The organism is Streptomyces bacillaris (assembly GCF_003268675.1).
Taxonomy (GTDB): Bacteria; Actinomycetota; Actinomycetes; order Streptomycetales; family Streptomycetaceae; genus Streptomyces; species Streptomyces bacillaris.
The window spans coordinates 3,692,295-3,715,091 of sequence record NZ_CP029378.1; the positions used below are offsets into that span (position 1 = coordinate 3,692,295).

Annotated in this window: 22 protein-coding genes and 4 tRNA genes; 13 read left to right on the forward strand and 13 right to left on the reverse strand. The window is 71.3% G+C overall.

Features of this window, described 5'->3' with window-relative positions; translation table 11 throughout:
• Window positions 1-7 precede the first annotated feature (7 nt).
• Window positions 8-82, forward strand: a tRNA-Asp gene (locus DJ476_RS15765).
• 152 nt (window positions 83-234) lie between these two features.
• Window positions 235-552, forward strand: coding sequence for a DUF6274 family protein (locus tag DJ476_RS15770; protein ID WP_103421183.1), 318 nt, complete (start codon window positions 235-237; stop codon window positions 550-552).
• Between the two features lie 669 nt (window positions 553-1,221).
• On the opposite strand, the gene bldC is transcribed toward DJ476_RS15770, so the two are convergent.
• On the reverse strand, window positions 1,222-1,428 hold the full coding sequence (gene bldC, locus DJ476_RS15775) for a developmental transcriptional regulator BldC (RefSeq protein WP_003949541.1): 207 nt from the start codon (window positions 1,426-1,428) through the stop codon (window positions 1,222-1,224).
• Window positions 1,429-2,160: 732 nt separating this feature from the next.
• Complete coding sequence (locus DJ476_RS15780) at window positions 2,161-3,024, reverse strand: hypothetical protein (RefSeq protein ID WP_112490813.1); 864 nt, start codon at window positions 3,022-3,024, stop codon at window positions 2,161-2,163.
• A gap of 177 nt (window positions 3,025-3,201) precedes the next feature.
• Between DJ476_RS15780 and DJ476_RS15785 the strand changes: the two genes are divergently transcribed.
• Both DJ476_RS15785 and DJ476_RS15790 read left to right on the forward strand, forming a co-directional pair.
• Window positions 3,202-4,284: a Leu/Phe/Val dehydrogenase gene (locus tag DJ476_RS15785; protein WP_112490814.1), complete on the forward strand. Its 1,083-nt coding sequence runs from the start codon at window positions 3,202-3,204 to the stop codon at window positions 4,282-4,284.
• 292 nt (window positions 4,285-4,576) lie between these two features.
• Window positions 4,577-4,834: a DUF3073 domain-containing protein gene (locus DJ476_RS15790; protein ID WP_018488416.1), complete on the forward strand. Its 258-nt coding sequence runs from the start codon at window positions 4,577-4,579 to the stop codon at window positions 4,832-4,834.
• Between the two features lie 192 nt (window positions 4,835-5,026).
• Here DJ476_RS15790 and purM read toward each other — a convergent pair whose 3' ends face one another.
• The 9 genes from purM to purS all read right to left on the reverse strand — a co-directional run bounded on the left by purM (window position 5,027) and on the right by purS (window position 14,620).
• On the reverse strand, window positions 5,027-6,100 hold the full coding sequence (purM, locus tag DJ476_RS15795; protein ID WP_103421180.1) for a phosphoribosylformylglycinamidine cyclo-ligase: 1,074 nt from the start codon (window positions 6,098-6,100) through the stop codon (window positions 5,027-5,029).
• Window positions 6,101-6,160: 60 nt separating this feature from the next.
• Window positions 6,161-7,687 carry an amidophosphoribosyltransferase gene (purF, locus tag DJ476_RS15800; RefSeq protein WP_028420165.1) on the reverse strand — a complete coding sequence of 509 codons (1,527 nt, stop codon included), beginning with the start codon at window positions 7,685-7,687 and terminating at the stop codon, window positions 6,161-6,163.
• Between the two features lie 342 nt (window positions 7,688-8,029).
• Complete coding sequence (locus tag DJ476_RS15805; protein WP_241565766.1) at window positions 8,030-8,914, reverse strand: META domain-containing protein; 885 nt, start codon at window positions 8,912-8,914, stop codon at window positions 8,030-8,032.
• Between the two features lie 66 nt (window positions 8,915-8,980).
• Window positions 8,981-9,778: a maleylpyruvate isomerase family mycothiol-dependent enzyme gene (locus tag DJ476_RS15810; protein ID WP_112490815.1), complete on the reverse strand. Its 798-nt coding sequence runs from the start codon at window positions 9,776-9,778 to the stop codon at window positions 8,981-8,983.
• A gap of 10 nt (window positions 9,779-9,788) precedes the next feature.
• Window positions 9,789-10,748 (reverse strand): M23 family metallopeptidase, encoded by a 960-nt coding sequence (locus tag DJ476_RS15815; RefSeq protein ID WP_112490816.1) that lies wholly within the window; start codon window positions 10,746-10,748, stop codon window positions 9,789-9,791.
• A 28-nt stretch (window positions 10,749-10,776) separates the two neighbouring features.
• On the reverse strand, window positions 10,777-11,322 hold the full coding sequence (locus tag DJ476_RS15820) for an ArsR/SmtB family transcription factor (protein WP_103421177.1): 546 nt from the start codon (window positions 11,320-11,322) through the stop codon (window positions 10,777-10,779).
• Window positions 11,323-11,445: 123 nt separating this feature from the next.
• Complete coding sequence (purL, locus tag DJ476_RS15825; RefSeq protein WP_103421176.1) at window positions 11,446-13,695, reverse strand: phosphoribosylformylglycinamidine synthase subunit PurL; 2,250 nt, start codon at window positions 13,693-13,695, stop codon at window positions 11,446-11,448.
• Window positions 13,692-14,372, reverse strand: a complete 681-nt coding sequence (gene purQ, locus DJ476_RS15830; RefSeq protein WP_070200626.1) for a phosphoribosylformylglycinamidine synthase subunit PurQ — start codon at window positions 14,370-14,372, stop codon at window positions 13,692-13,694. The genes purL and purQ overlap by 4 nt, the downstream gene beginning before the upstream one ends.
• Window positions 14,369-14,620 (reverse strand): phosphoribosylformylglycinamidine synthase subunit PurS, encoded by a 252-nt coding sequence (purS, locus tag DJ476_RS15835; RefSeq protein ID WP_010056446.1) that lies wholly within the window; start codon window positions 14,618-14,620, stop codon window positions 14,369-14,371. Before purS ends, purQ begins: the two co-directional genes overlap by 4 nt.
• Before the next feature lie 456 nt (window positions 14,621-15,076).
• Between purS and DJ476_RS15840 the strand changes: the two genes are divergently transcribed.
• The 9 genes from DJ476_RS15840 to DJ476_RS15875 all read left to right on the forward strand — a co-directional run bounded on the left by DJ476_RS15840 (window position 15,077) and on the right by DJ476_RS15875 (window position 20,134).
• The gene (locus DJ476_RS15840) at window positions 15,077-15,412 is read left to right on the forward strand and encodes a histone-like nucleoid-structuring protein Lsr2 (RefSeq protein WP_112490817.1); all 336 of its coding nucleotides are present in this window, start codon (window positions 15,077-15,079) and stop codon (window positions 15,410-15,412) included.
• 167 nt (window positions 15,413-15,579) lie between these two features.
• A tRNA-Gly gene (locus tag DJ476_RS15845) sits at window positions 15,580-15,651 on the forward strand.
• Between the two features lie 79 nt (window positions 15,652-15,730).
• Window positions 15,731-15,806 (forward strand) — tRNA-Gly (locus DJ476_RS15850).
• A 138-nt stretch (window positions 15,807-15,944) separates the two neighbouring features.
• Complete coding sequence (locus DJ476_RS15855) at window positions 15,945-16,964, forward strand: ABC transporter ATP-binding protein (RefSeq protein WP_112490818.1); 1,020 nt, start codon at window positions 15,945-15,947, stop codon at window positions 16,962-16,964.
• Entirely contained in the window at window positions 16,961-17,785 is an 825-nt protein-coding gene (locus DJ476_RS15860; RefSeq protein ID WP_019763473.1) for an ABC transporter permease, read from the forward strand. Before DJ476_RS15855 ends, DJ476_RS15860 begins: the two co-directional genes overlap by 4 nt.
• An 80-nt stretch (window positions 17,786-17,865) precedes the next feature.
• Window positions 17,866-19,188: a sensor histidine kinase gene (locus tag DJ476_RS15865; RefSeq protein WP_103421173.1), complete on the forward strand. Its 1,323-nt coding sequence runs from the start codon at window positions 17,866-17,868 to the stop codon at window positions 19,186-19,188.
• Window positions 19,185-19,394 (forward strand): hypothetical protein, encoded by a 210-nt coding sequence (locus tag DJ476_RS34500; RefSeq protein ID WP_162638708.1) that lies wholly within the window; start codon window positions 19,185-19,187, stop codon window positions 19,392-19,394. The genes DJ476_RS15865 and DJ476_RS34500 overlap by 4 nt, the downstream gene beginning before the upstream one ends.
• A complete protein-coding gene (locus DJ476_RS15870) occupies window positions 19,391-20,038 on the forward strand; it encodes a response regulator transcription factor (RefSeq protein WP_241565765.1) in 648 nt (215 codons plus the stop codon). Before DJ476_RS34500 ends, DJ476_RS15870 begins: the two co-directional genes overlap by 4 nt.
• Before the next feature lie 23 nt (window positions 20,039-20,061).
• A tRNA-Gly gene (locus DJ476_RS15875) sits at window positions 20,062-20,134 on the forward strand.
• 58 nt (window positions 20,135-20,192) lie between these two features.
• Here DJ476_RS15875 and DJ476_RS15880 read toward each other — a convergent pair.
• Window positions 20,193-21,107 (reverse strand): phosphoribosylaminoimidazolesuccinocarboxamide synthase, encoded by a 915-nt coding sequence (locus DJ476_RS15880; RefSeq protein ID WP_112490819.1) that lies wholly within the window; start codon window positions 21,105-21,107, stop codon window positions 20,193-20,195.
• A 211-nt stretch (window positions 21,108-21,318) separates the two neighbouring features.
• The gene (locus DJ476_RS15885; RefSeq protein ID WP_070200632.1) at window positions 21,319-22,773 is read right to left on the reverse strand and encodes a N,N-dimethylformamidase beta subunit family domain-containing protein; all 1,455 of its coding nucleotides are present in this window, start codon (window positions 22,771-22,773) and stop codon (window positions 21,319-21,321) included.
• Between the last annotated feature and the right edge of the window lie 24 nt (window positions 22,774-22,797).

A 22,797-nucleotide genomic window follows, 5' to 3' on the forward strand; every position in this document is an offset into this window, starting at 1 on the left:
AAAACCTGGTCCTGTGGAGCAGTTTGGAGTGCTCGCCACCCTGTCAAGGTGGAGGCCGCGGGTTCAAATCCCGTCAGGACCGCAGCAGAAGAAAGCCCGGATCTCTTCGATCCGGGCTTTCTCGCGTCTTGACGCCCTCCGCCGGCGCCGGTACCCCGTAGGGACGAGGCTGTCCCTGTTCCCTCGGCGCTCTTCACGGCGGGGGACGGCCGGGCTCACCGGGAGGTGGCTCGCATGTCCGCGTCCACAGCACGACACGAGACCCGCGCACTGCTCCGCGCCCATCTGGCCGCCGCGTCCGGCTACGGCCACCTCACCCGCCACTGCCCGATCTGCCACCGGCTGCTGCGCCTCGCCATGGAGCAGGGGGAGAGCGGGGCGGCTCCGGAGTCCCCTCCGGACGCCCAGGCACCCCCGGAGCCTCCGGAGGGCTCGTACGGGCCCCGGGAGCGCGCCGGGCGGCCCGCCGTCCCCGTGGCCGCCGAGGGCACCGCCGTACCGACGGAGGGCGACGAGGGCCGGGACAGGGCCGAAAGGCCCTCCGGACGGTGACCATCGGCCGGGTGATTCCGCTTCCCGACAGTGGCACTCTCGGAGTTGGCAAGCATCATGCGGTGTGACGGGTGTCACCGAACGAGTTTTCAGACCGGGGGAGTTTACGCCTCCCCTACAAGTGGCGAATTTAATATGTGCAATTGCACCGGGGTGCCCGTTCGGCCGGACCGTTCCGTCCGGGGGTGTCCCACGGCGTCCGGGACGCTCACCCACACTCCCGCACAGACCCGCCCACAGAGCCACGAACGGCGGCGGGACCGGGCATCCGGACGGCCCGGCGGGAACACCGCGGCCGGCCCGGAAGCCGACCGACCACCCGGTTATCGGCCACCGGCCCCGGACCCGGGAGGCGGGTGTACGGGCCGTTCACGGGGGCATGAGAGGGCTCGGGAGGGCCCGGTGCCCCCTTCTGCGGGGCCTTGGATTCCCAGGCGCCCCCGCGAATCCAAGGCGCTCCCGGCCGGCCCCGGCGGGGCACAAAAAAGATCGCGCTGGACCCGGCGGAGTCCAGCGCGATCGAAACGACGCACCCGTTACACAGGTATGACGCCCGTTGGGGCAGGCGTCCGTCGAGTGGAGCTGTGTATGGGCGGCCTGAGGTTGGGGGACCCGGCGGCTGCCCGATGGTGATGCTGTGCTGCTGTTGAGCTGCGTGACAGGGGTGTGTCAGGCCTCGCTGCGCTGCTGCGGAATACCCGCAAGCAGTGCGCGGACCTCTGCCTCGCGGTACCGGCGGTGTCCACCGAGCGTGCGGATGGACGTGAGCTTGCCAGCCTTGGCCCAACGGGTGACCGTCTTCGGGTCCACGCGGAACATCGTGGCAACCTCAGCCGGGGTCAGCAGCGGCTCGGCATCAGGGGTGCGAGCGGTCATGAGCGGCCTCCTCGGGAGAACCGAACCTTCTCGGTTCTTTCCTCTAAATTCTGCACCTTGACCCGCGTTGCCCGAAATGGCGGACGCGGGCCGAGTCGGTTATAGGACGAACGGCTTGTCCTCGGCACTACAACTACACCATCCGTCCAGCCGCGTCGGCCAAACCGATGGAATTGCCCTCCCAGGTGTTCATCAGCGACGGAAGCCGATGGACCATGCCATAGCGGACAGTCACACCACCGTGACGATCAGTCACAGAGCGATCAGGAGTCGTCAGACCCCCCATAGAGTGCAATGCTGAGCATTCCGCCCTTACTTGGACGGAAGGAGCCCTCCCCGGACTCCTTGTCCTATTTTGGCACGAGGAGCAGGGATGGGCGCAAGGGACCTGTTAGTGCTATCCATCACGCTTGAGGCAAAGGCCCGGTTCGGGGCGTAGGTCCTGGGACAGAAGACGTACGCTTCTGCCCCACCCACCACACGTGTCCCACGGGACGCAGGTTCACGGCCCGTCAACTCTCCTTCGTGGCCTCCGCCCAGGCGATCCGGCCGGCTCCCCCGCCGGGCTCGCGCTTCCCTCCTTCCCGCCCGTTCGATCTTCCGGTCCGTCCTGGATGAAGGATGCCCCGGTTCCGTCCCGTTGATGCCGCTGTGGGTCTTTTCACGTCAATTGGTGATCGAGGCGGCGGGACGCGGCGGTGAGCGGGTGACCCGGCCGGCAGAACCGGGCGGTCAGTTGGTGAACTGACGGTCGCGGACCGCCCGCCACCGCTCCGCGAGCCGCGCGTACGCCGCCCCGGCCCCCTCGCCGTCACCGTTGCCGAGCGCGGCGAGCCCCTCCGCCACATCCGCCGCCGACCGGTCCCCGGCGAGCTGCTCGGCGGAGAGCGCGTGCACCAGGCCCCCGTAGTCCAGCTCCACCAGCGAGCGCGGATGGAACTCCTCCAGCCACCGCCCCACCTCCACCAGCCCCTCGGTGAGCGGCCCCTCCGCCACGTTCTCCCGCAGCGTCCGCAGCCCCCGGGCCAGCCGCCGCCGGGCCTCCACCATCGGCGTCCGGTAGCGCAGCACCGGCTCCCCGCCCTCGCCGTCGGCCGCCGCGTACTCCCGCTCCTCGTCCCGGAAGAGGACGAACCACCGCACCGGCACCTGCCACACCGTCGTCCGGATCCACGGCCGCGCGTCCGGGTTCCGCCGCCGCCAGCGCTCGTGGTCGGCCCGCGCCTGGCCCCGCACCACCTCCGGCAGCAAGGCGTCCAGCACGTTGGCCGGAAACATTCCCCCCTGCGCGCCCGACCCCTCCAGCTCCTCCAGCGCCAGCCACCCCCGCAGCCGGGTCCGCCACGGACAGACGCAGACCACCCCGTCCACCTCCGCCACGAACGCGTCCCCGCTCTCGTGCACCGGCACCCCGACCGGTGGCGTCGGCACCAAGTCGGCCAGCGCGCGGCGCAGTTCGTCCTGGGCGCCGGGCAGCACCGGGCGCTGCGCGTAGCGGGCCCAGTGGCTGCGCTCGGGCTCCGCGAAGGCGGCGAGCGGCTCGTACACCCGGAGGTAGGACGTGTAAGGGACGAACACTGAAGACACCACCGACATGCAGCGCATCGTGCCACGCCGGTTCACCCCCAGGGGGTGATCCTCCGCACGGGGGGAGATCCGCGCCGCCGGAGGACTTACGCTCTTGCCCATCGGACCGGCCGTGCCGGTCGGTCCGAAGGCCCTCCCCACCCCTAGGAGGGCCTCTCCGCCGCTTCGTACTTGGGAGTCACCACAGTGACCGATGTGACTAACGGCGTCCTGCACACCCTGTTCCACTCGGATCAGGGGGGCCACGAGCAAGTCGTGATCTGCCAGGACCGTGCCACCGGCCTCAAGGCCGTCATCGCCCTCCACAACACCGCCCTCGGCCCCGGCCTCGGCGGTACCCGCTTCTACCCGTACGCGACCGAGGCCGAGGCCGTCGCCGACGCGCTGAACCTGTCGCGCGGGATGTCGTACAAGAACGCCCTGGCCGGGCTCGACCACGGTGGCGGCAAGGCCGTCATCATCGGCGACCCGGAGAAGATCAAGACCGAGGAACTCCTCCTGGCCTACGGCCGGTTCGTCGCCTCGCTGGGCGGCCGGTACGTCACGGCCTGCGATGTCGGCACCTACGTCGCGGACATGGACGTCGTGGCGCGCGAGTGCCGCTGGACCACCGGCCGCTCCCCCGAGAACGGCGGCGCCGGCGACTCCTCCGTCCTCACCGCGTTCGGCGTCTTCCAGGGCATGCGGGCCTCGGCCCAGCACCTGTGGGGCGACCCGACGCTGCACGGCCGCAAGGTCGGCGTCGCCGGGGTCGGCAAGGTGGGTCACCACCTGGTCGAGCACCTGCTCTCCGACGGGGCCGAGGTCGTGATCACCGACGTCCGCGAGGAGTCGGTGCGCCGCATCACCGAGCTGCACCCCGAGGTCACCGTGGCCCCGGACACCGAGGCGCTCATCCGCACCGAGGGCCTCGACATCTACGCCCCCTGCGCGCTGGGCGGCGCCCTGAACGACGAGACCGTGCCGGTGCTCACCGCCAAGGTGGTCTGCGGAGCGGCCAACAACCAGCTGGCCCACCCGGGCGTCGAGAAGGACCTGGCCGACCGGTCGGTTCTCTACGCCCCCGACTACGTGGTCAACGCCGGTGGCGTGATCCAGGTCGCGGACGAGCTGCACGGCTTCGACTTCGACCGGTGCAAGGCGAAGGCCACGAAGATCTTCGACACCACGCTGGAAATATTCGCACGTGCGAAGTCGGACGGGATTCCGCCGGCCGCGGCGGCCGACCGGATCGCCGAGCAGCGGATGGCGGAGGCGCGCAACCGCTGACGTGCGGGCGGACGGCACGCCGGCCCGCGGGGGACCTGCGGGAGACAAGACTCACGCCGGTCGGCGGGTCGTCCGCCCAGAAGAGGTTAAAATCGCAGTTGACCAGCGGGGACGGGGCTCTCCACTGGTCCTGCACCGGGGCGCAAGACGCGGGCGGCGTACCGTATGGCCACGGAAGCAGGTACCGTTAAAGCCCTACGGGCGCGGTCTCTCCGTCGAGAGTCCGTCCTGAAACATGAACGCGTGTCAAGACTCTGGGGCCGTCGAGCCCCGTCACCGAGGGGGTCGAGCCATGGGGCGCGGCCGGGCAAAGGCCAAGCAGACCAAGGTCGCCCGCCAGCTGAAGTACAGCACTGGCGGGACGGACCTGTCGCGTCTGGCCAATGAGCTGGGCGCATCGCCTTCGAGTCAGCCACCGAACGCGGAGCCGTTCGAGGACGACGACGAGGAAGATGACCCGTACGCACAGTACGCGGATCGCTACAACAAGGACGATGACGACGATCAGGACGATCAGTCCGGTCCGTCGTCACAGCGCCGCGGCGCTTGACCTCGCGCTGACACATCAACCCGGTCCGGGCCTGCCCCGGGCCGGGTTCTGTGCGTCCCGAAACCACCAGGACCGTCGAGCCCGTCGCATCCGCCGGCCTCCCGGAGACCGGCGGCTTTCGTGTGCTCCCGAACGGTGCCGCGCGCGCCGGGGCGATCACCACCCGGCGCACCGCGGTCCCCGTCGTACGGATCAGCGGGCGTAGCCGCCGGTCAGCTCGGCGCCCGTGGCGTGGTCGCCGCGGTCGGTGATCTCACCGGCGACCCAGGAGTCGACCCCGCGGTCGGCCAGGGTGGTCAGCGCCACGTCCACCGAGTCGGCCGGGACGATCGCGATCATGCCGACGCCCATGTTCAGCGTCTTCTCCAGCTCCAGCTGCTCCACGTTCCCGGCCTTGCCGACCAGGTCGAAGACCGCGCCCGGCGTCCAGGTAGAGCGGTCCACCGTGGCGTGCAGCCCGTCCGGGATGACCCGGGCCAGGTTGTTCGCCAGGCCGCCGCCGGTGACGTGGCTGAAGCCGTGCACCTCGGTCGTCCGGGTGAGCGCCAGGCAGTCCAGCGAGTAGATCCGGGTCGGCTCCAGCAGCTCCTCGCCGAGCGTCCGGCCGAACTCCTCGACCTGCCGGTCCAGCGTCCAGCCGGCCCGGTCGAAGACCACGTGGCGGACGAGCGAGTACCCGTTCGAGTGAAGACCGGAGGACGCCATCGCGATGACGGCGTCACCCTTGCGGATACGGTCCGGGCCCAGCAGCCGGTCGGCCTCGACCACACCCGTACCGGCTCCGGCGACGTCGAAGTCGTCCGGGCCCAGCAGACCGGGGTGCTCGGCCGTCTCGCCGCCGACCAGGGCGCAGCCCGCGAGGACGCAGCCCTCCGCGATGCCCTTCACGATCGCCGCGACACGCTCGGGGTGCACCTTGCCGACGCAGATGTAGTCGGTCATGAAGAGCGGCTCGGCGCCGCAGACGACGAGGTCGTCCACGACCATGCCGACGAGGTCGTGGCCGATCGTGTCGTACACGCCCATCTGACGCGCCAGGTCCACCTTGGTCCCGACGCCGTCGGTGGCCGAGGCGAGGAGCGGACGCTCGTACCGCTTCAGCGCCGAGGCGTCGAAGAGACCGGCGAAGCCGCCGAGCCCGCCGAGGCCGGCGACCTCGGGGCGCTGGGTCTTCTTCACCCACTCCTTCATCAGCTCGACGGCGCGGTCACCGGCTTCGATGTCGACGCCGGCCGCCGCGTAGGAAGCACCTGTTGTCTCAGACATGGCCTGGGATCTTTCGTGTGGAGATACGGGGCTGGTGGGAGGGGCGGCGGCCCGTCCGGGTCACGGACGGCGCAGCGCGTCGGCCGCGGCGGTGGCCGCGGGCCCTGCCGCCAGCTCGGTCTCCAGCAGCTGCTTGCCGAGCAGCTCCGGGTCCGGGAGCTCCATCGGGTACTCACCGTCGAAGCAGGCGCGGCACAGGTTGGGCTTGTCGATCGTGGTCGCCTCGATCATGGAGTCGATCGAGATGTACGCGAGGGAGTCCGCCCCCATCGAGGTGCGGATCTCGTCCACGGTCATGCCGTTGGCGATCAGCTCGGCGCGGGTGGCGAAGTCGATCCCGAAGAAGCAGGGCCACTTCACCGGCGGCGAGGAGATCCGGATGTGGATCTCGGCGGCCCCGGCCTCGCGGAGCATCCTGACCAGCGCGCGCTGGGTGTTGCCGCGGACGATCGAGTCGTCGACGACCACCAGGCGCTTGCCCTTGATGACTTCCTTCAGCGGGTTCAGCTTGAGCCGGATACCGAGCTGGCGGATGGTCTGCGAGGGCTGGATGAAGGTCCGGCCGACGTAGGCGTTCTTCACCAGTCCGGCGCCGAACGGAATGCCGCTGGCCTCCGCGTATCCGATCGCGGCGGGGGTGCCGGATTCCGGGGTCGCTATGACCAGATCCGCCTCGACGGGCGATTCCTGGGCCAGTTTGCGGCCCATCTCCACCCGGGAGAGGTACACGTTCCGGCCGGCGATGTCGGTGTCCGGGCGGGCCAGGTAGACGTACTCGAAGACACAGCCCTTGGGCTTCGCTTCTGCGAAGCGAGAGGTGCGGAGCCCGTTCTCGTCGATGGCGATCAGCTCGCCCGGCTCGATCTCGCGTACGTAGCTGGCGCCGCAGATGTCGAGTGCGGCGGACTCCGACGCGACCACCCAGCCGCGCTCCAGCCGGCCGAGCACCAGCGGGCGGATGCCCTGCGGGTCACGGGCGGCGTAGAGGGTGTGCTCGTCCATGAAGACGAGCGAGAAGGCGCCCTTCACATCGGGGAGCACCTTGGCGGCGGCTTCCTCGATGGTGAGCGGCTTGTCGTTCTCGTCGCGCTGCCCGGCGAGCAGCGCGGTCACCAGGTCGGTGTCGTTGGTCGCGGCGACCTGGGTGGCGCGGCCGTCCTTGCGGGGGAGGTCGGCGACCATCTCCGCGAGCTGGGCCGTGTTGACCAGGTTCCCGTTGTGGCCGAGGGCGATCGAGCCGTGCGCGGTGGCACGGAACGTCGGCTGCGCGTTCTCCCACACCGAGGCACCGGTGGTGGAGTAGCGGGCATGACCGACCGCGATATGGCCCTGGAGGGAACCCAGAGACGTTTCGTCGAAGACCTGCGAGACCAGTCCCATGTCCTTGAAGACCAGGATCTGGGACCCGTTGCTCACTGCGATGCCCGCGGATTCCTGTCCGCGGTGCTGCAGGGCATACAGTCCGAAATAGGTGAGCTTGGCGACCTCTTCACCCGGAGCCCAGACACCGAAGACGCCACAAGCGTCCTGGGGGCCTTTCTCTCCGGGGAGCAGGTCGTGGTTGAGTCGTCCATCACCACGGGGCACGGCACCGAGTGTAGGCGAGATCGACCACTGGTCCGAATTGGGGACCGGTCGGCAAAGCCATGGCGGAGCACGGGGAACGGCTCCCCGCGCCGCACCGGGCGGGTGATTCGCGGGACTTCGAGCGGTTACGTTGCGTGATCACGGAACCGGGCCGACGGCGGGCGGGGAGCGGGTGCGGGGCTCACTGCCGGGCAAGGAGGCCGGTTACCGACCGGTAGCCACCGTTGGACGGCCCACGGTGGTGACCGTCCGGCCGTGGCGCTCGGTGAACCTGTCCGGAACCCGTCGCGGCCACTGGCCGAACGCTCGTTTCGTGGTGAGCCTCACACCGACGGTCCGGATTCAGCCCTGCTCCTGGGCGCCCTCGGTCTCCTCCGGGACGGCCTTGGCGGTGATGCCCCGGCCGTCGTCCGCCGTGATGGTGAGCGTGGAGCCCTTGATCGTGTACGTCGCCGGGCCGTCCAGGGCCGCGAGGACCGCGCGCTCCGTCTCCATCTCCGCATCCGGGCAGAGCTTCTTGGTGCCGGCCGGGGGGCCGAAGGTGATGGTGGCGTCCTTGACCGTGGCCTTGCCCCGGTAGGAGTTGCAGCCGTAGTTGCCCTGGACCGTGCCGTCCTCGCCGAAGGTCAGGTGGGGCACCCGCTCCTTCGGGAGGTCGGCGGGGACGGAGGTCGCCGTCTCGCCGTCGATCAGGGTGTTCACCGCCCACCGGGTGCCGGCCAGGTCGGCGGGCCGCTCCTCGGTGAGCGCCATGGTGTCGCCGCCCTCGGCGGTGAGGGTGAGCTCCTCGCCGGAGAGCTTCGCGGTGAGTTCGCCGTCGAGCGCGGAGACCGCGGCCTCCTCGAACGCGTCGACGCCCTCCCCGCACGCCATCTCCGTCCGGCTCGGCTCGCTCAGGGTGATCCGGTCGCCCTCCACCTCGGCCCTGGCCCCGATGTGGTTGCAGCCGAAGTAGGCCGTGGCGCGGCCCTTCGGATCGATCTCCAGGCGGGAGCCCTCAGGGGCCTCGGTCTTCTTGCCCCCGACGGTCAGGGAGTCGACCTGCCACGCGACCCCGGTGACGGGCACATCGCTCCGCGCGGTGTCGCTGCCGCCGCCGGAGCCGGGGCCCGACTCCGTACCGCAGGCGGCGAGGGTGAGGAGGGCCAGGACGCTGATGCCGGTGCCGATACCGGCGCTGACGCCGGTGCCGCTGCCGGCGCTGACTTCCGTACGTTGTGTGCGCATGGCGATGTGACGGGACGGGGGCCCGATCCGGTTCCGCCCCCTGCTCCGACCGGGGTGTCCGCCCCCTCAGGCCAGCAGGGGGAGCAGCCCGGCCAGGTCGGCCCGCTCGCCGCTGGCACTGACCTCGGCGTCCGCCAGGGCCCGCGCCCACTCCGTACGTCCGGTGGCGAGGCGGGCCCAGGTCAGCGGGCCCGTCTCCACCACGTTGGGCGGGGTGCCCCGGGTGTGCTTGGGGCCGCCGATGCACTGGACCACCGCGAACGGCGGGACGCGCACCTCGACCGAGCCCCCCGGGGCCCGGTCCGCGAGGGTGTCCGCCAGCAGCCGGGTGCAGGCGGCCAGCGCCTGCCGGTCGTACGGGATCTCCAGCCCGAGCGCCTCGTTCAGGTCGTCCGTGTGGACGGTCAGCTCGACGGTCCGGGTCACCAGGACGTCGGCCAGCCGCATCGAGCCGACCCGGGTGGTCAGCAGCCGGTCCCCCGTGCCGGAGGCCGGGACGTCCGCGAGGAACCCGGCCTCCACCTCCCCGTACAGCGCGAGGAGATCGGGGTGTCCGGCGGACGGGGGCGGGGCCGTGGCGTCCCTGACGGCTGCCGCGACGGCCGGTGCCCACTCCAGGAGGGTGGTCGCGGGCTTGGGTCCGGGCGGCTCCGGCAGGGCCAGGTCCCGGCTGACCGCGCCGAGCCCCAGCGCGATGTGCGCGACCAGATCACGCACCGTCCAGCCGTCGAGCCGGGTCGGCCGGGCGAGCTGATCGGGCGTCAACGCACGTACGGCGTCGCGGACATGGCCGAACTGGGCGAGGACCGCCGTCCGGGTCCTGAGGTGGTCGTAGGCGCGCGGGCGCTTCTTGGCCGGGGGCATGGGGCCGAGACTAACCGGCCCCACCGACAACGCCGGGCCGCCCGTCCCGTACGCCCCGGTCCCCGGCACGGTCCGGGGCCTTCACGGCGTCCTCGGCCTTCACGGCGTCCCCGGCCTCCACCGCATCCACCGCATCCACCGCATCCACCGCATCCACCGTGAACGTCTCGCCGTTCGCCGGGACTCCGACGCCCCGCCAGGTGAACGGGACGCCCCGGGCCGCGTCCGGGTCGGGGCCGTCCATGAGGTGGAAGTGGAGGTGGGGTTCGGTGGTGTTGCCGGAGTTCCCCACGCGCCCGATCTCCTGCCCGGCCCGGACCGTGTCCCCGGCCTTCACCGTCAGCGAGCCGCGCCGGATGTGGGCGTAGACGGCGTACGTCCCCTCCCCGAGGTCCAGGATCACGTGATTGCCGATGATCCGCCGCGCGCCGAGCATGTCCCGTACGGCGCCCTCGATCAGCATCAGGTAGGCGAGCGCGGGCAGCGAGTTGCGGCTCAAGTGGTCCCGCTGTCCGTCGCTCGCCCGAACCACCGTGGCGTCGGCCACCGCGAGCAGCGGGGCGCCGAAGGCCGGGAAGTCGCGGTTGCGGCGGGCGACCGGCCAGAAGAGGCGGAACGGGGGGCGGGCGGGAGGCTCGCCGTCACCGGTCTCGGGCTCGGCCACGATGTCGATCGCATACGTCTGCCCGTAGACATGCGTCCCATGGCTCGGCACCTTGTCCGCCGGGCTGTTCAGAGCGGACCAGCGGCCGGTCACCGGAGGGTCGACCTCCACGGCGGGACGGTCCCCCAGCGCCTCCTTCGGGCCGCTGCGGCTCAGCGTGAACCCGATGACCACGGCCAGCGCCGCGGGCACGAAGGTCAGGCCGAAGGGCAGCAGCGGCTCGGCGAGGACCCCGACGAGCACCAGCGCCACGAAGACGAGCCAGCACACGCGGTAGAGCACCATCATGGCTTTGCGGACGAACATGATCGCTTCCCCCTGTTTCCGGTCGGTTCTACGGCACCGCCGCCGTCAGCACCACCAGCAGCGGCACCACCCGGACGGCGGGCACCTCGTACCGGCCGCGGCCGGTCGTGTGGAGCCAGCCCGCGCCGGTCAGCTGGCGCAGATGGTGGTAGATCTGGCCGGTGGTCCCGACCGCGTCGAGCGCGGCCAGCTCGGCGGCCGTGCGGCGGCCGCCGAGGATCTCGCGGAGCAGGCGCAGCCGTACGGGATGGCCGAGCGCGGCGAGCGCGTCCGCGGCCGCCGATCCGCCGTCGGACGGGTCCTCGCCGTCCTCGCCCTCCCCGTCGAGCAGGGCCCCGGTGAAGGCGCCGTACTGCCACTCGTACTGCTCGCCGGTCGGCAGCCGGACCGCTCCCGTGAAGAGCACTCCCCCGTCGGCCCCGGCCTCCCCGGCCGCCGCGAGCTGCTGCTTCAGCCCGTTGAGCGCCCAGAAGTCACCGTCACCCAGCCGGGGGGACCCGCCGTTCTCGCGGTCCTGCCGTTCCAGCGCCGTGAGCCGCCGCTCCAGCTCGGCGACCCGCTGCTCCAGCTCCATGACACCAACCTTACGTAATTACGTAATCTCCGACAAGCGGACGGGAGGAAAGGCCGAAGCCCCCGCCCGGACGGACCGGGCGGGGGCTTGGGATGTGCGCGGGGTACGGGCGGTGACTCCGGCTCAGGCGAGCAGCGCCGGGATCGTCGCCTCGTGCGCCGTCCGCAGCTCGCTCAGCGGGATGGAGAACTCGCCCTGGACCTCGATCTCCTCTCCGTCCACGACACCGATGCGGGTGACGGGCAGACCGCGCGCGCCGCACATGTCGGTGAAGCGGAGCTCCTCGCTGCGCGGGACCGCGACGACCGCGCGCCCCGCCGACTCGGAGAAGAGGAACGTGAACGCGTCCAGGCCGTCCGGCACGACCAGCCGGGCGCCGTTCCCGCCGCGCAGGCAGGACTCGGTGACCGCCTGGATCAGACCGCCGTCGGACAGGTCGTGCGCGGCGTCGATCATGCCGTCGCGCGAGGCCGAGATGAGGATCTCCGCGAGCAGCTTCTCGCGGCCGAGGTCCACCTTCGGCGGCAGACCGCCCAGGTGGTTGTGGACGACCTCGGACCAGGCCGAGCCGCCGAACTCCTCAGCCGTGTCGCCCAGCAGGTAGAGGAGCTGGCCCTCTTCCGCGAAGGCGACCGGCGTACGCCGGGTGACGTCGTCGATCACACCGAGCACGGCCACGACGGGCGTCGGGTGGATCGCCGTCTCGCCGGTCTGGTTGTAGAGCGAGACGTTGCCGCCGGTGACCGGGGTGCCCAGCTCCAGGCAGCCGTCCGCGAGACCGCGCGTGGCCTCGGCGAACTGCCACATGACGTCCGGGTCCTCGGGCGAACCGAAGTTCAGGCAGTCCGAGATGGCGAGCGGCTTGGCGCCGGAGGCGGCGACGTTGCGGTACGACTCCGCCAGCGCGAGCTGCGCGCCGGTGTACGGGTCGAGCTTGGCGTACCGGCCGTTGCCGTCGGTCGCCAGCGCCACGCCCAGGTTCGTCTCGGCGTCGATGCGGACCATGCCCGCGTCCTCGGGCATCGCCAGCACGGTGTTGCCCTGCACGAAGCGGTCGTACTGGTCGGTGATCCACGCCTTGGAGGCCTGGTTCGGGGAGGCGACCAGCTTGAGGACCTGCTCGCGCAGCTCGGCCGCGTTCGCCGGGCGGGCCAGCTTTCCGGCGTCGTCCGCCTGGAGCGCGTCCTGCCAGGACGGGCGGGCGAACGGGCGCTGGTAGACCGGGCCGTCGTGGGCGACCGAGCGCGGCGGTACGTCCACGATCTGCTCGCCGTGCCAGAAGATCTCCAGCTGGGAGCCGTCGGTCACCTCACCGATGACGGTGGCGATGACGTCCCACTTCTCGCAGATCTCCAGGAAGCGGTCCACGTGCTGCGGCTCGACGATCGCGCACATGCGCTCCTGCGACTCGCTCATGAGGATCTCCTCGGGCGAGAGGGAGGAGTCGCGCAGCGGCACGGTGTCCAGCTCGACGCGCATACCGCCGGAACCGGCCGAGGCCAGCTCGCTGGTGGCGCAGGAGAGCCCGGCGCCGCCGAGGTCCTGGATGCCCGCGACGAGCTTCTCCTTGAAGATCTCCAGGGTGCACTCGATGAGGAGCTTCTCCTGGAACGGGTCGCCGACCTGGACCGCCGGGCGCTTGGCGGGGCCGGTCGACTCGAAGGTCTCGCTCGCCAGCACGGAGACGCCGCCGATGCCGTCGCCGCCGGTGCGGGCGCCGTACAGGATGACCTTGTTGCCGGGTCCGGACGCCTGCGCGAGGTGGATGTCCTCGTGCTTCATCACGCCGATGCAGCCGGCGTTGACCAGCGGGTTGCCCTGGTAGCAGGAGTCGAAGACGACCTCGCCGCCGATGTTGGGCAGGCCCAGGCAGTTGCCGTAGCCGCCGATGCCCGCGACGACGCCCGGCAGGACGCGCTTGGTGTCGGGGTGGTCGGCCGCGCCGAAGCGCAGCGGGTCGACGACGGCGACCGGGCGGGCACCCATCGCGAGGATGTCGCGGACGATGCCGCCGATGCCGGTGGCCGCGCCCTGGTAGGGCTCGATGTACGAGGGGTGGTTGTGCGACTCGACCTTGAAGGTGACCGCGTACCCCTGGCCGACGTCGACGACGCCCGCGTTCTCCCCGATGCCGACGAGCATCGCGTCGTTGGCGGGGACCTTCTCGCCGAACTGCTTGAGGTGGACCTTGCTGCTCTTGTACGAGCAGTGCTCCGACCACATCACCGAGTACATGGCGAGCTCGGCGCCGGTGGGACGGCGGCCCAGGATCTCGCGGATCCGGGCGTACTCGTCCTCCTTGAGGCCCAGCTCCTTCCAGGGCTGCTCGGCGTCCGGGGTCTCGGCCGCGTGCTTGACCGTATCCAGGCTCATGCGTTGACCAGCTTCTTGATGATCGAGGTGAAGAAACCGAGGCCGTCGGTGCGGCCGGTGCCGATGAGCGGCTCCACGGCGTGCTCCGGGTGCGGCATCAGGCCGACGATGTTGCCCGCCGCGTTGGTGATGCCCGCGATGTCGCGGAGCGAGCCGTTGGGGTTGCCGTCCAGGTAGCGGAAGGCGACCCGGCCCTCGGCCTCCAGCTCGTCGAGCGTGCGCTCGTCGGCGGTGTACCGGCCGTCCATGTTCTTGAGCGGGACCCGGATCTCCTGGCCCGCGCTGTAGTCGGCGGTCCAGGCGGTCTCAGCGTTCTCCACCCGCAGCTTCTGGTCGCGGCAGATGAAGTGCAGGTGGTTGTTGCGCAGCATCGCGCCGGGCAGCAGGTGCGCCTCGGTCAGGATCTGGAAGCCGTTGCAGATGCCGAGGACCGGCAGACCGGCCTTCGCCTGCTCGATGATCGTCTCCATCACCGGCGAGAAGCGCGAGATGGCTCCGGCCCGGAGGTAGTCCCCGTAGGAGAAGCCACCGGCCAGGACGACCGCGTCGACCTGGTGCAGATCCTTGTCGCGGTGCCAGAGCGATACGGGCTCCGCGCCCGCGATGCGGACGGCGCGCAGGGCGTCCTGATCGTCGAGGGTGCCGGGAAAAGTGACGACGCCGATACGGGTGGTCACTTCTCCTCCTCCACCTTCACGACGAAGTCCTCGATGACGGTGTTGGCGAGGAAGGTCTCGGCCATCTCGTTAATACGGGCGAGGGCGGCGTCGTCGACCGGCCCCTCGACCTCCAGCTCGAAACGCTTTCCCTGACGAACGTCCGCGATTCCCTCGAAGCCGAGACGGGGCAGCGCACGCTGCACCGCCTGTCCCTGCGGGTCGAGGATCTCCGGCTTGAGCATGACGTCGACTACGACGCGTGCCACTGGCACTCCCGGTGTGGTGGTGTGGTGCGGCTGTCTCTCCGGGGGGTTCCCCAGACCCCCGCGGGTCCACTCAGCGTACCTGCCCGAAATTTCTACGCGGGTAGATATGAGACGGAACGGATACAGAACGGATACGGCGGCCGGACCCCCGCAGGTCCGGCGCAGATCACACAGGTCCGGCGTAGATCACATCGGGATATCAGCCACGACAACAGGCAGGAAAAGTCCTGGGAAAGAATCGCGCCGGGGATTGCGCCCGGACACGCGGAGGCAATTGGCTGGGCTTCACAGTGCGGTGCCCGCCGCTGTACAAATGATTACCGGGGAAAACAGCATTGCCCCCCGGGGAACACCGGAACAGTCGACATCCGTCGATCCGTATCCGCCTAACAGCCGGAAGGCCGGCCCATCGGCACACGCCCGACGCGCCGAAGCCGTAGGAAAGGACCGATATCCGTGGCTCAGCGCGTAGTGGTTACGCTCTCCGACGACATCGACGGGGGAACAGCGGCGGAAACGGTCACCTTCGCCCTGGACGGGAAGACGTACGAGATCGACCTCAATCCCGCCAACGCCAAGAAACTGCGGAAGACGCTGGCGCCTTACATGGCGGCCGGTCGAAAGCAGACAAATGCCGGTAAGCACGGCAGGACCCCCGCCTCGTACCGCCACACCTCCCTGGCCCCGGACCCCGCGGCCGTCCGCGCCTGGGCCCGCTCGCACCGCATGGAGGTGCCGGCCCGCGGCCGCATCCCGAAGAAGGTCTACGAGGCGTTCAACGCGTCGGTGTGAGGCGCGGCTTCGCGGCGGTCCGGGGCCGGGCCCAGGGCTCCCCGCGTCCGGCCTCACACCCCGTCAGGCCGGTCGCGGGGAGCCGACTTGCGCTACACCCCCGCAGGTCGGCTAGAGTCTGGAGCACGCCGAGGGGCAAGGCCGAAAGGCCGAACCCCCAGCAGCGTGCGGGTGTAGTTCAGTAGCAGAACATCCCCCTTCCAGGGGGAAGGCGCAGTGTGCAATTCCTGTCACCCGCTCCGCACGACTCTTCGGACCACTCCGGTGGATCAGGTAGAGTAGTGATCGCTCCACCGGTGAAAGCCGAGTGGCTGCACTGCGGACGTAGCTCAGTTGGTAGAGCGCAACCTTGCCAAGGTTGAGGTCGCCAGTTCGAACCTGGTCGTCCGCTCCAGAAAGACAGAGGCCCTGATCGATTTCGATCAGGGCCTCTGTCGTATCCGCTCCTCCTTCCCCCCGCCATGACGTTTGTCATGGGCACTGGTGACAGCGCGCACTGCTCGCGGGCCCGCTCCGGCGGAACGCTTGAAGCATGACCAGCGACGACTTTCTCAGCGACCGGGCGGCCCGTCCCGTGGTGGACGGTCCCGTGATCGAGGCGGACGGGGTCCGCCGCAGCTACCAGGACGGCTTCGAGGCCGTCTCCGGGGTCTCCTTCTCCGTGGCCCGCGGCGAACTCTTCGCCCTCCTCGGGACGAACGGCGCGGGCAAGACCTCCACCGTCGAACTCCTGGAGGGCCTGGCCCGCCCGACCGCCGGGTCGATCAGGGTCCTGGGCCACGACCCGTACCGCGAGCGCGCCGCCGTCCGGCCCCGGACCGGGGTGATGCTCCAGGAGGGCGGCTTCCCCTCCGACCTCACCGTCCTGGAGACCGCGCGGATGTGGTCGGCGTGCACCACCGGCGCCCGGGCCGCCGCCGAGGCCCTGGAGATGGTCGGCCTGAGCAGCCGGGCCCGGGTGCGGGTCAAGCAGCTCTCCGGCGGGGAGAAGCGGCGCCTCGACCTGGCGCTGGCCCTGACCTCGCGGCCCGAGGTGCTCTTCCTGGACGAGCCGACGACGGGGCTGGACGCGGAGGGGCGGCGCGACACCTGGGACCTGATCCGGGCGCTCCGGGCCGACGGCACGACCGTCCTGCTGACCACGCACTACCTGGAGGAGGCCGAAGCCCTCGCGGACCGGCTGGCGATCATGCACCAGGGGCAGATCGTGACGGCCGGGACCACCGCCGAGGTCACGGCGTCGCAGCCCGCCAGGATCCGGTTCACGCTGCCCGACGACGTACCGGCAGGGCGCCTTCCGCTCTCGCTGCGGGCGGGCGCGGACGGGCCGCGGGTCGAGATCCGCACCGCCGCGCTCCAGGAGTCGCTGCACGAACTGCTCGGCTGGGCACAGGAGTCGGGCGTCCGGCTGATCGGGCTCGACGCCCGCTCCGCATCGCTGGAGGAGGCGTTCCTCCAGATCGCGAACACCCAGCTCCGCTCCCGGTCCGAGGACCCGCGCGGGGCGGGGGCCGGGACCACGGACACGACGAAGAAGAAGGTGACGGCATGACCACGCCCACCGTCCTCGCGGACGACCGCACGGCCCCGCGCCGCTCCCCCTCGAAGGGATCCGCCTCCGGGCGGCGGCTGGCCGCCCTCGCCCGCGCCGAGCTGATCCTGCTGGTCCGCAACCGGTCCGCGATCTTCCTGGCCCTGGTGCTGCCGGTCGTGATGATCTTCTCGATCCGGGCCTCACTCCAGCAGATCGACCTCGCCGGCACCGGGCTCTCCATCGCGGGCGCCGCGCTCACCGGCGGGATCGGCATCGTGCTGGTCCAGGTGGTCTACATGAACCTCGTCACCGGTTACGTCACCCGGCGCGAGGAACTGGTCCTCAAGCGGCTGCGCACCGGCGAGGTCACCGACCGCGAGATCCTCACCGCCACCGCCCTGCCCTCCGTGGCCCTCGCGCTCCTCCAGTGCGTGCTGCTGGTCGTGGCCGGGGCGATCGCCTTCGACCTGACCGCCCCGAAGCGGCCGGAGCTGTTCCTGCTGGGGCTGCTGGTGGGCTTCGTGATGATGGCCGCGCTGGCCGCCGCGACCTCCGCGATGACCCGTACGGTCCAGACCTCGCAGCTCACCACGTTGCCGCTGTTCTTCGTCTCGCTCTTCGGCTCCGGGATCTTCGTCCCGCTGGACGTCTTCCCGGACCGGCTGGCCTCGGTGCTCGAACTCCTGCCGCTGACCGGGGTGATGACCCTCGTACGGCACGGCTGGCTCGGCAACGCGGAGACCGGTGACCTGCTCACGGCCGGGGTGGCGGCGCTGGCCTGGACCGGGTTCGCGGTGTTTGCTGTGCAGCGGTGGTTCCGCTGGGACCCGCGCGGCTGAGCGGCACGGAGACTCCCCGCGGGGAGCGGCTGAGCGGCACAGGGTCTCCCCACAGGGGCCGGACGAAGGGGCTGGACGAGGTGATCGGTCGGGTACGGGGCTGGCGGCGCGGGTGGCAGGAGCGGACCAAGCTCCAGCGCATCGACCTCTACACACGGGTCACGCTCTGCTCGCTCCCCTGGGTCTTCCTGCTCTCCTGGGGCCTGCTGCCGCTCGGCGCGACCCTGGACCACGGCCCGGTGGCGATGGCCATCGGCGCGGCCTTCTTCGCCGTGAACGCCGTCCAGTGTGTGCTGAGCAACCGCAATGTGGCGCCCGCCTTCGCCCACTACCGGGGCGCCGAGCCCTTCCCGCCGCGCCGGCTGCGGCTCCCGGCGGCGCTGCTGGTGGTGCTGACCGGGCTGCTGGTGGCCCTCGCGGCGGTGGGCGGCATCGACGATCCGGGACTCTCCCTGCTGGTGCTGGACCTGCCGCTGGCGTTCACGGTGCCGTACGTGCTGCTCGTCCCCGTCCGCACGTATCTGCTGCACTGCGCGGCCTTCGGGGTGGTCGTGCTGGGGCTCCTGGCGGCCGTCGGGGCGCCCGGCGGACTGCTGTTCGGGGCGGCCGTCTCGCTGCTCGTCGTCGTCCTGCTGGTGCTCGTCTCGACCCGGCCGAGCGCCTGGAGCCTGACGGTGATGTGGCAGGCGGAGGAGGCGCGGGACATGCAGGCGCGGCTGGCGGTGGCGGAGGAGCGGCTGCGGTTCGGCCGGGACATGCACGACGTGCTGGGCCGGAACCTGGCGGTGATCGCCCTCAAGAGCGAGCTGGCCGTGGAGCTGGCCCAGCGGGGGAACGCGGCGGCCGTGGACCAGATGGTCGAGGTGCAGCGGATCGCCCGCGCCTCGCAGCAGGAGGTACGCGATGTCGTACGGGGCTACCGCGAGGCCGACCTGCCCACCGAACTTCTGGGCGCCAAAGGGGTGTTGGAGGCCGCCGGGATCACCTGCACCGTGGCGGGCGCCGACGGCCCGGCGGGGATCGGCGCGCCCCCGGCCGTCCAGGCGGCCCTGGGCTGGGTGGTCCGTGAGGCGGCCACCAACGTCCTGCGCCACGGGGACCCCCGGGTCTGCGTGATCCGGCTGACGACGACGGCGGGCGCGGTGGTGCTGGAGGTCGAGAACGACGGGGCCGGTCCCGGGGCGGGCGAAGGGGACGGTTCCGGGGTGGCCGGTGGCGGTTCCGGGGCGGCCGGAAGTGGCGGCTCCGGTCTGGCCGGGCTGCGGGAGCGGCTGGCGGCCCTGGGCGGTTCGCTGGAGGCCGGTCCGGCCGGGGACGGCCTGTTCCGGGTCACGGCGACGATCCCGCTCACGGCCCCGGGCGGGCGCCCCTCTCCCGGAACCCTGTCGACGGAGGACCGATGACCACGACGCGTACCGCCTCGTTCCGGGGCAGGCCGATGCCCACCGCCCGTACCGCCTCCGCCCCGGGCAGACCGATGCCCACGACCCGTACCGCTGCCGTCTTTGGCGAGCCGATGGCCGCCGCCCCTGCCGCTCTCCTCCCGGCCCGCCGCGCCGGGGGACCGCTGACCCACACCCGTACCGCCCTCCCGGAGGGAAGAGGATGACCGCAGAAGGGGACATGACCACCGAGGACTCCGGCCGGCCCCTGCGGGTGCTGCTCGCCGACGACGAGCATCTGATCCGGGGCGCCCTCGCCGCGCTGCTCGCCCTGGAGGACGACCTCGTGGTCGTCGCGGAGGCGGCGAGCGGCCCGGAGGCGCTCGCGATGGCCCTCGCGCACCGGCCCGATGTCGCCGTCCTCGATCTCCAGATGCCGGGCGCGGACGGTGTGAAGGTCGCCACATCGCTCCGCGCCGAACTCCCCGGCTGCCGCACCATGATCGTGACCAGCCACGGCCGCCCCGGGCACCTCAAGCGGGCGCTGGCCGCCGGTGTGCGCGGCTTCGTCCCGAAGACCGTCAGCGCCCGTCGGCTCGCCGAGATCATCCGTACCGTCCACGCCGGAAACCGCTATGTGGACCCGGAGTTGGCGGCCGACGCGATCGCCGCCGGGGACTCCCCGCTGACCGCCCGGGAGGCCGAGGTGCTCGAACTGGCGGCGGACGGGGCGCCGGTCGCGGAGATCGCGGAGCGGGCCTCGCTCTCGCAGGGGACGGTCCGCAACTACCTCTCCTCGGCCGCCTCCAAGATCGGTGCGGAGAACCGGCACACGGCGGTGCGTCTCGCCCGCGAGCGAGGTTGGGTATAGTAGGCATCGCGCTGAGGCGCACTGCGGACGTAGCTCAGTTGGTAGAGCGCAACCTTGCCAAGGTTGAGGTCGCCAGTTCGAACCTGGTCGTCCGCTCCGGAAAGCGAAGGCCCCGGTCCATCTGGACCGGGGCCTTCGCCGTATCCGCTTGCCCCTACGACCAGTTGGAGCCGGTCAGGACCTCGTACGCCTCGATGTACTTGGCGCGGGTGGCGTCCACGATCTCCTGCGGCAGCGCGGGCGGCGGCGTCTCGCTGGCGCGGTCCCAGCCGGAGGCCGGGGAGGTCAGCCAGTCGCGGACGAACTGCTTGTCGTACGAGGGCTGCGCGCGGCCGGGCTGCCAGGTGGCGGCGGGCCAGAAGCGCGAGGAGTCGGGCGTCAGCACCTCGTCCGCGATGATCAGCCGCTCGCCGCCGTCCCCGGTGGTCTCGTAGCCGAACTCGAACTTGGTGTCGGCCAGGACGATTCCGCGGTGGTGGGCGATGTCCCGGGCACGGCGGTAGACGTCGAGCGTGGTCCGGCGCAGCTCGGCGGCGGTCTCCACACCGACCTGGTGGGCGACCTCCTCGTAACTCACGTTCTCGTCGTGGTCCCCGACGGCCGCCTTGGTGGCCGGGGTGAAGATCGGGCCGGGCAGCTCGGAGCCGTCGACCAGGCCCTCGGGGAGGCCGATGCCGCAGACCGTACGGGAGCCGTTGTACTCGACCAGCCCGGAGCCGGTGAGATAACCGCGCGCCACGCACTCGACCGGAACCATCCGCAGGTTCTTGCAGACGAGGGTGCGGCCCGCCCAGTCGGCCGGGGCGCCGGCCGGCAGCTCGGTGGAGATGACGTGGTTGGGGACCAGGTCGGCCAGCTGGTCGAACCACCAGAGCGAGAGCTTCGTGAGGACGCGGCCCTTGTCGGGGATCTCGGTCGGCAGGACCCAGTCGTAGGCGGAGATACGGTCGCTGGCGACCATGACGAGGTCGCCCGCCTCGTTCCGGTACAGGTCACGCACCTTGCCGGTGTGCAGGTGGGTGAGGCCCGGAACCTGTACGGGCTCGGGCTTTTCTACAAAACCGGACACGGTGCCTCCGCGTAGATTGATCCAGGAGCGGTTCCGATTGTCCCGTACGGAGGCGGCGGGTGCGGGAGCGGGGCCGTGAACACGCCCGGCCGCGCTTCGGTCCCGCTTCAGTTCCGCCTACGGGTGCGCCCGGGGCCATGCTCGGTCCCGCCTGCGGATACGCCCGGGATCCGGTTCAGCCCTGCCTGCAGATGCGCCGAGGCCCGTTCAGTCAGTCGCGCTTGCAGATGCGGTCGAGGAGGTTGGCCGTGGCCTGCTGGATACGGGCGTCGACATGGCCGGGGCGGTCCAGCGCCGGGGACCAGGCGAAGGTGCCGGAGGCGAAGACGAGCGCGCCGGAGGGGGCCTGGTAGAGCGAGGTCTCCTGGTGGCGGGTGGCACCCTCGGAGTCCTGGTACGGGGAGTGGGCGAGCAGGATGCGGTTGTCGTGCTCCGGCAGGCTCGTCCGGGGGAAGTAGCGGTCGGCCTCACCGGCGACCAGGCCGTCGATCTCGTCGCCGTCGGCCGCGCCCGTGGCGTCCCAGAGCCAGTGCTCGGCGTTGCGCACGACCAGCGGGCTGGGCTCGGGCACCCGGCCCGCGTACTGGATGCCCAGGAGCTGCTGTTCGGGCCGGTCCACCTCGCGCCAGAGGGCCGACTTCCCGGGGCCCCGGCGCTTGCGGCAGGTCAGCAGGCGGTCGGGGATGCCGGAGGCGGAGGGGGCGAGGCCCACCTGCCAGTACATGGTGTTGGCGGAGAGGAAGACGAGCGAGGTGCCGCCGTCGCGGGCGCGCTCGGCGGCCCGGCGCATGGGGGTGGTCCAGTACTCGTCGTGGCCGGGGAAGACCAGGCCCCGGTAGCGGCTGGGGTCGATCCGGCCGGCGTGCAGATCGCGGGCGTCGGCGTAGGCGAGGTCGTAGCCGTATCTCTCGGCCCAGCGGATGAAGTCGTACGCGTGCCCCACGTGCAGCGGCAGTCCGGCCCCGGCGTACGGGCGGTCGAAGGAGATCGTGACGGCCGCGTCCTCCTCGCCCAGCAGCCGCCCCCGCTCGTCCCACGCGTGGTAGAGGCTGGCGCCGGTGCGGCCGTCCTCCGGGTAGAGGTTGTACGCCTGCCAGGTGATGTCGGGGAGCAGGAGCAGCAGATCGGCGGGGTGGTCGTGGCGGACGGTGAAGGGGATGTGCGAGCGGTACCCGTCGGCGGTGGTCAGCACGGCCACGTACGCGCCGACCGACCAGTAGCTCGGGATCTGGAGCCGCCAGGACATCCACCAGTGGTGGCAGGAGACGGTCCGGTCGGCGGCCAGCGGCGGCGGCTGGACGATGCCGGAGAGGCGCGGGCTGGTGGTGATCTTGGCCGCGCCGTCGCCGCCGTAGTGACCGATCCGGTAGACGTCGACGGAGAACTGCTGGGGCGGGTCCACGGTGATGTGGAAGTCGATGGCCTCGCCGGGGGCGGCCGCTCCGGGCGAGACGAACCCCTTGATCTGGCGGTGGACGTCGTCGGCGGTGCGGGTGCCGCCGCCGGTGGAGCGGGCGAGGTCCGCGTACCAGGGGACGACCTGGCCGGTGTCGTCGAAATAGTTCTCACTGCCGCGCAGCCAGGGCAGCGGGCCCTGTCCGAAGGGGTCGCTCACCGCATGCGCGAGGGCGCCCGACTCCCACCGGCGAATCTGCTCCGCCCCCATGCCGCGCCCCTCCCTCGGGTCCCC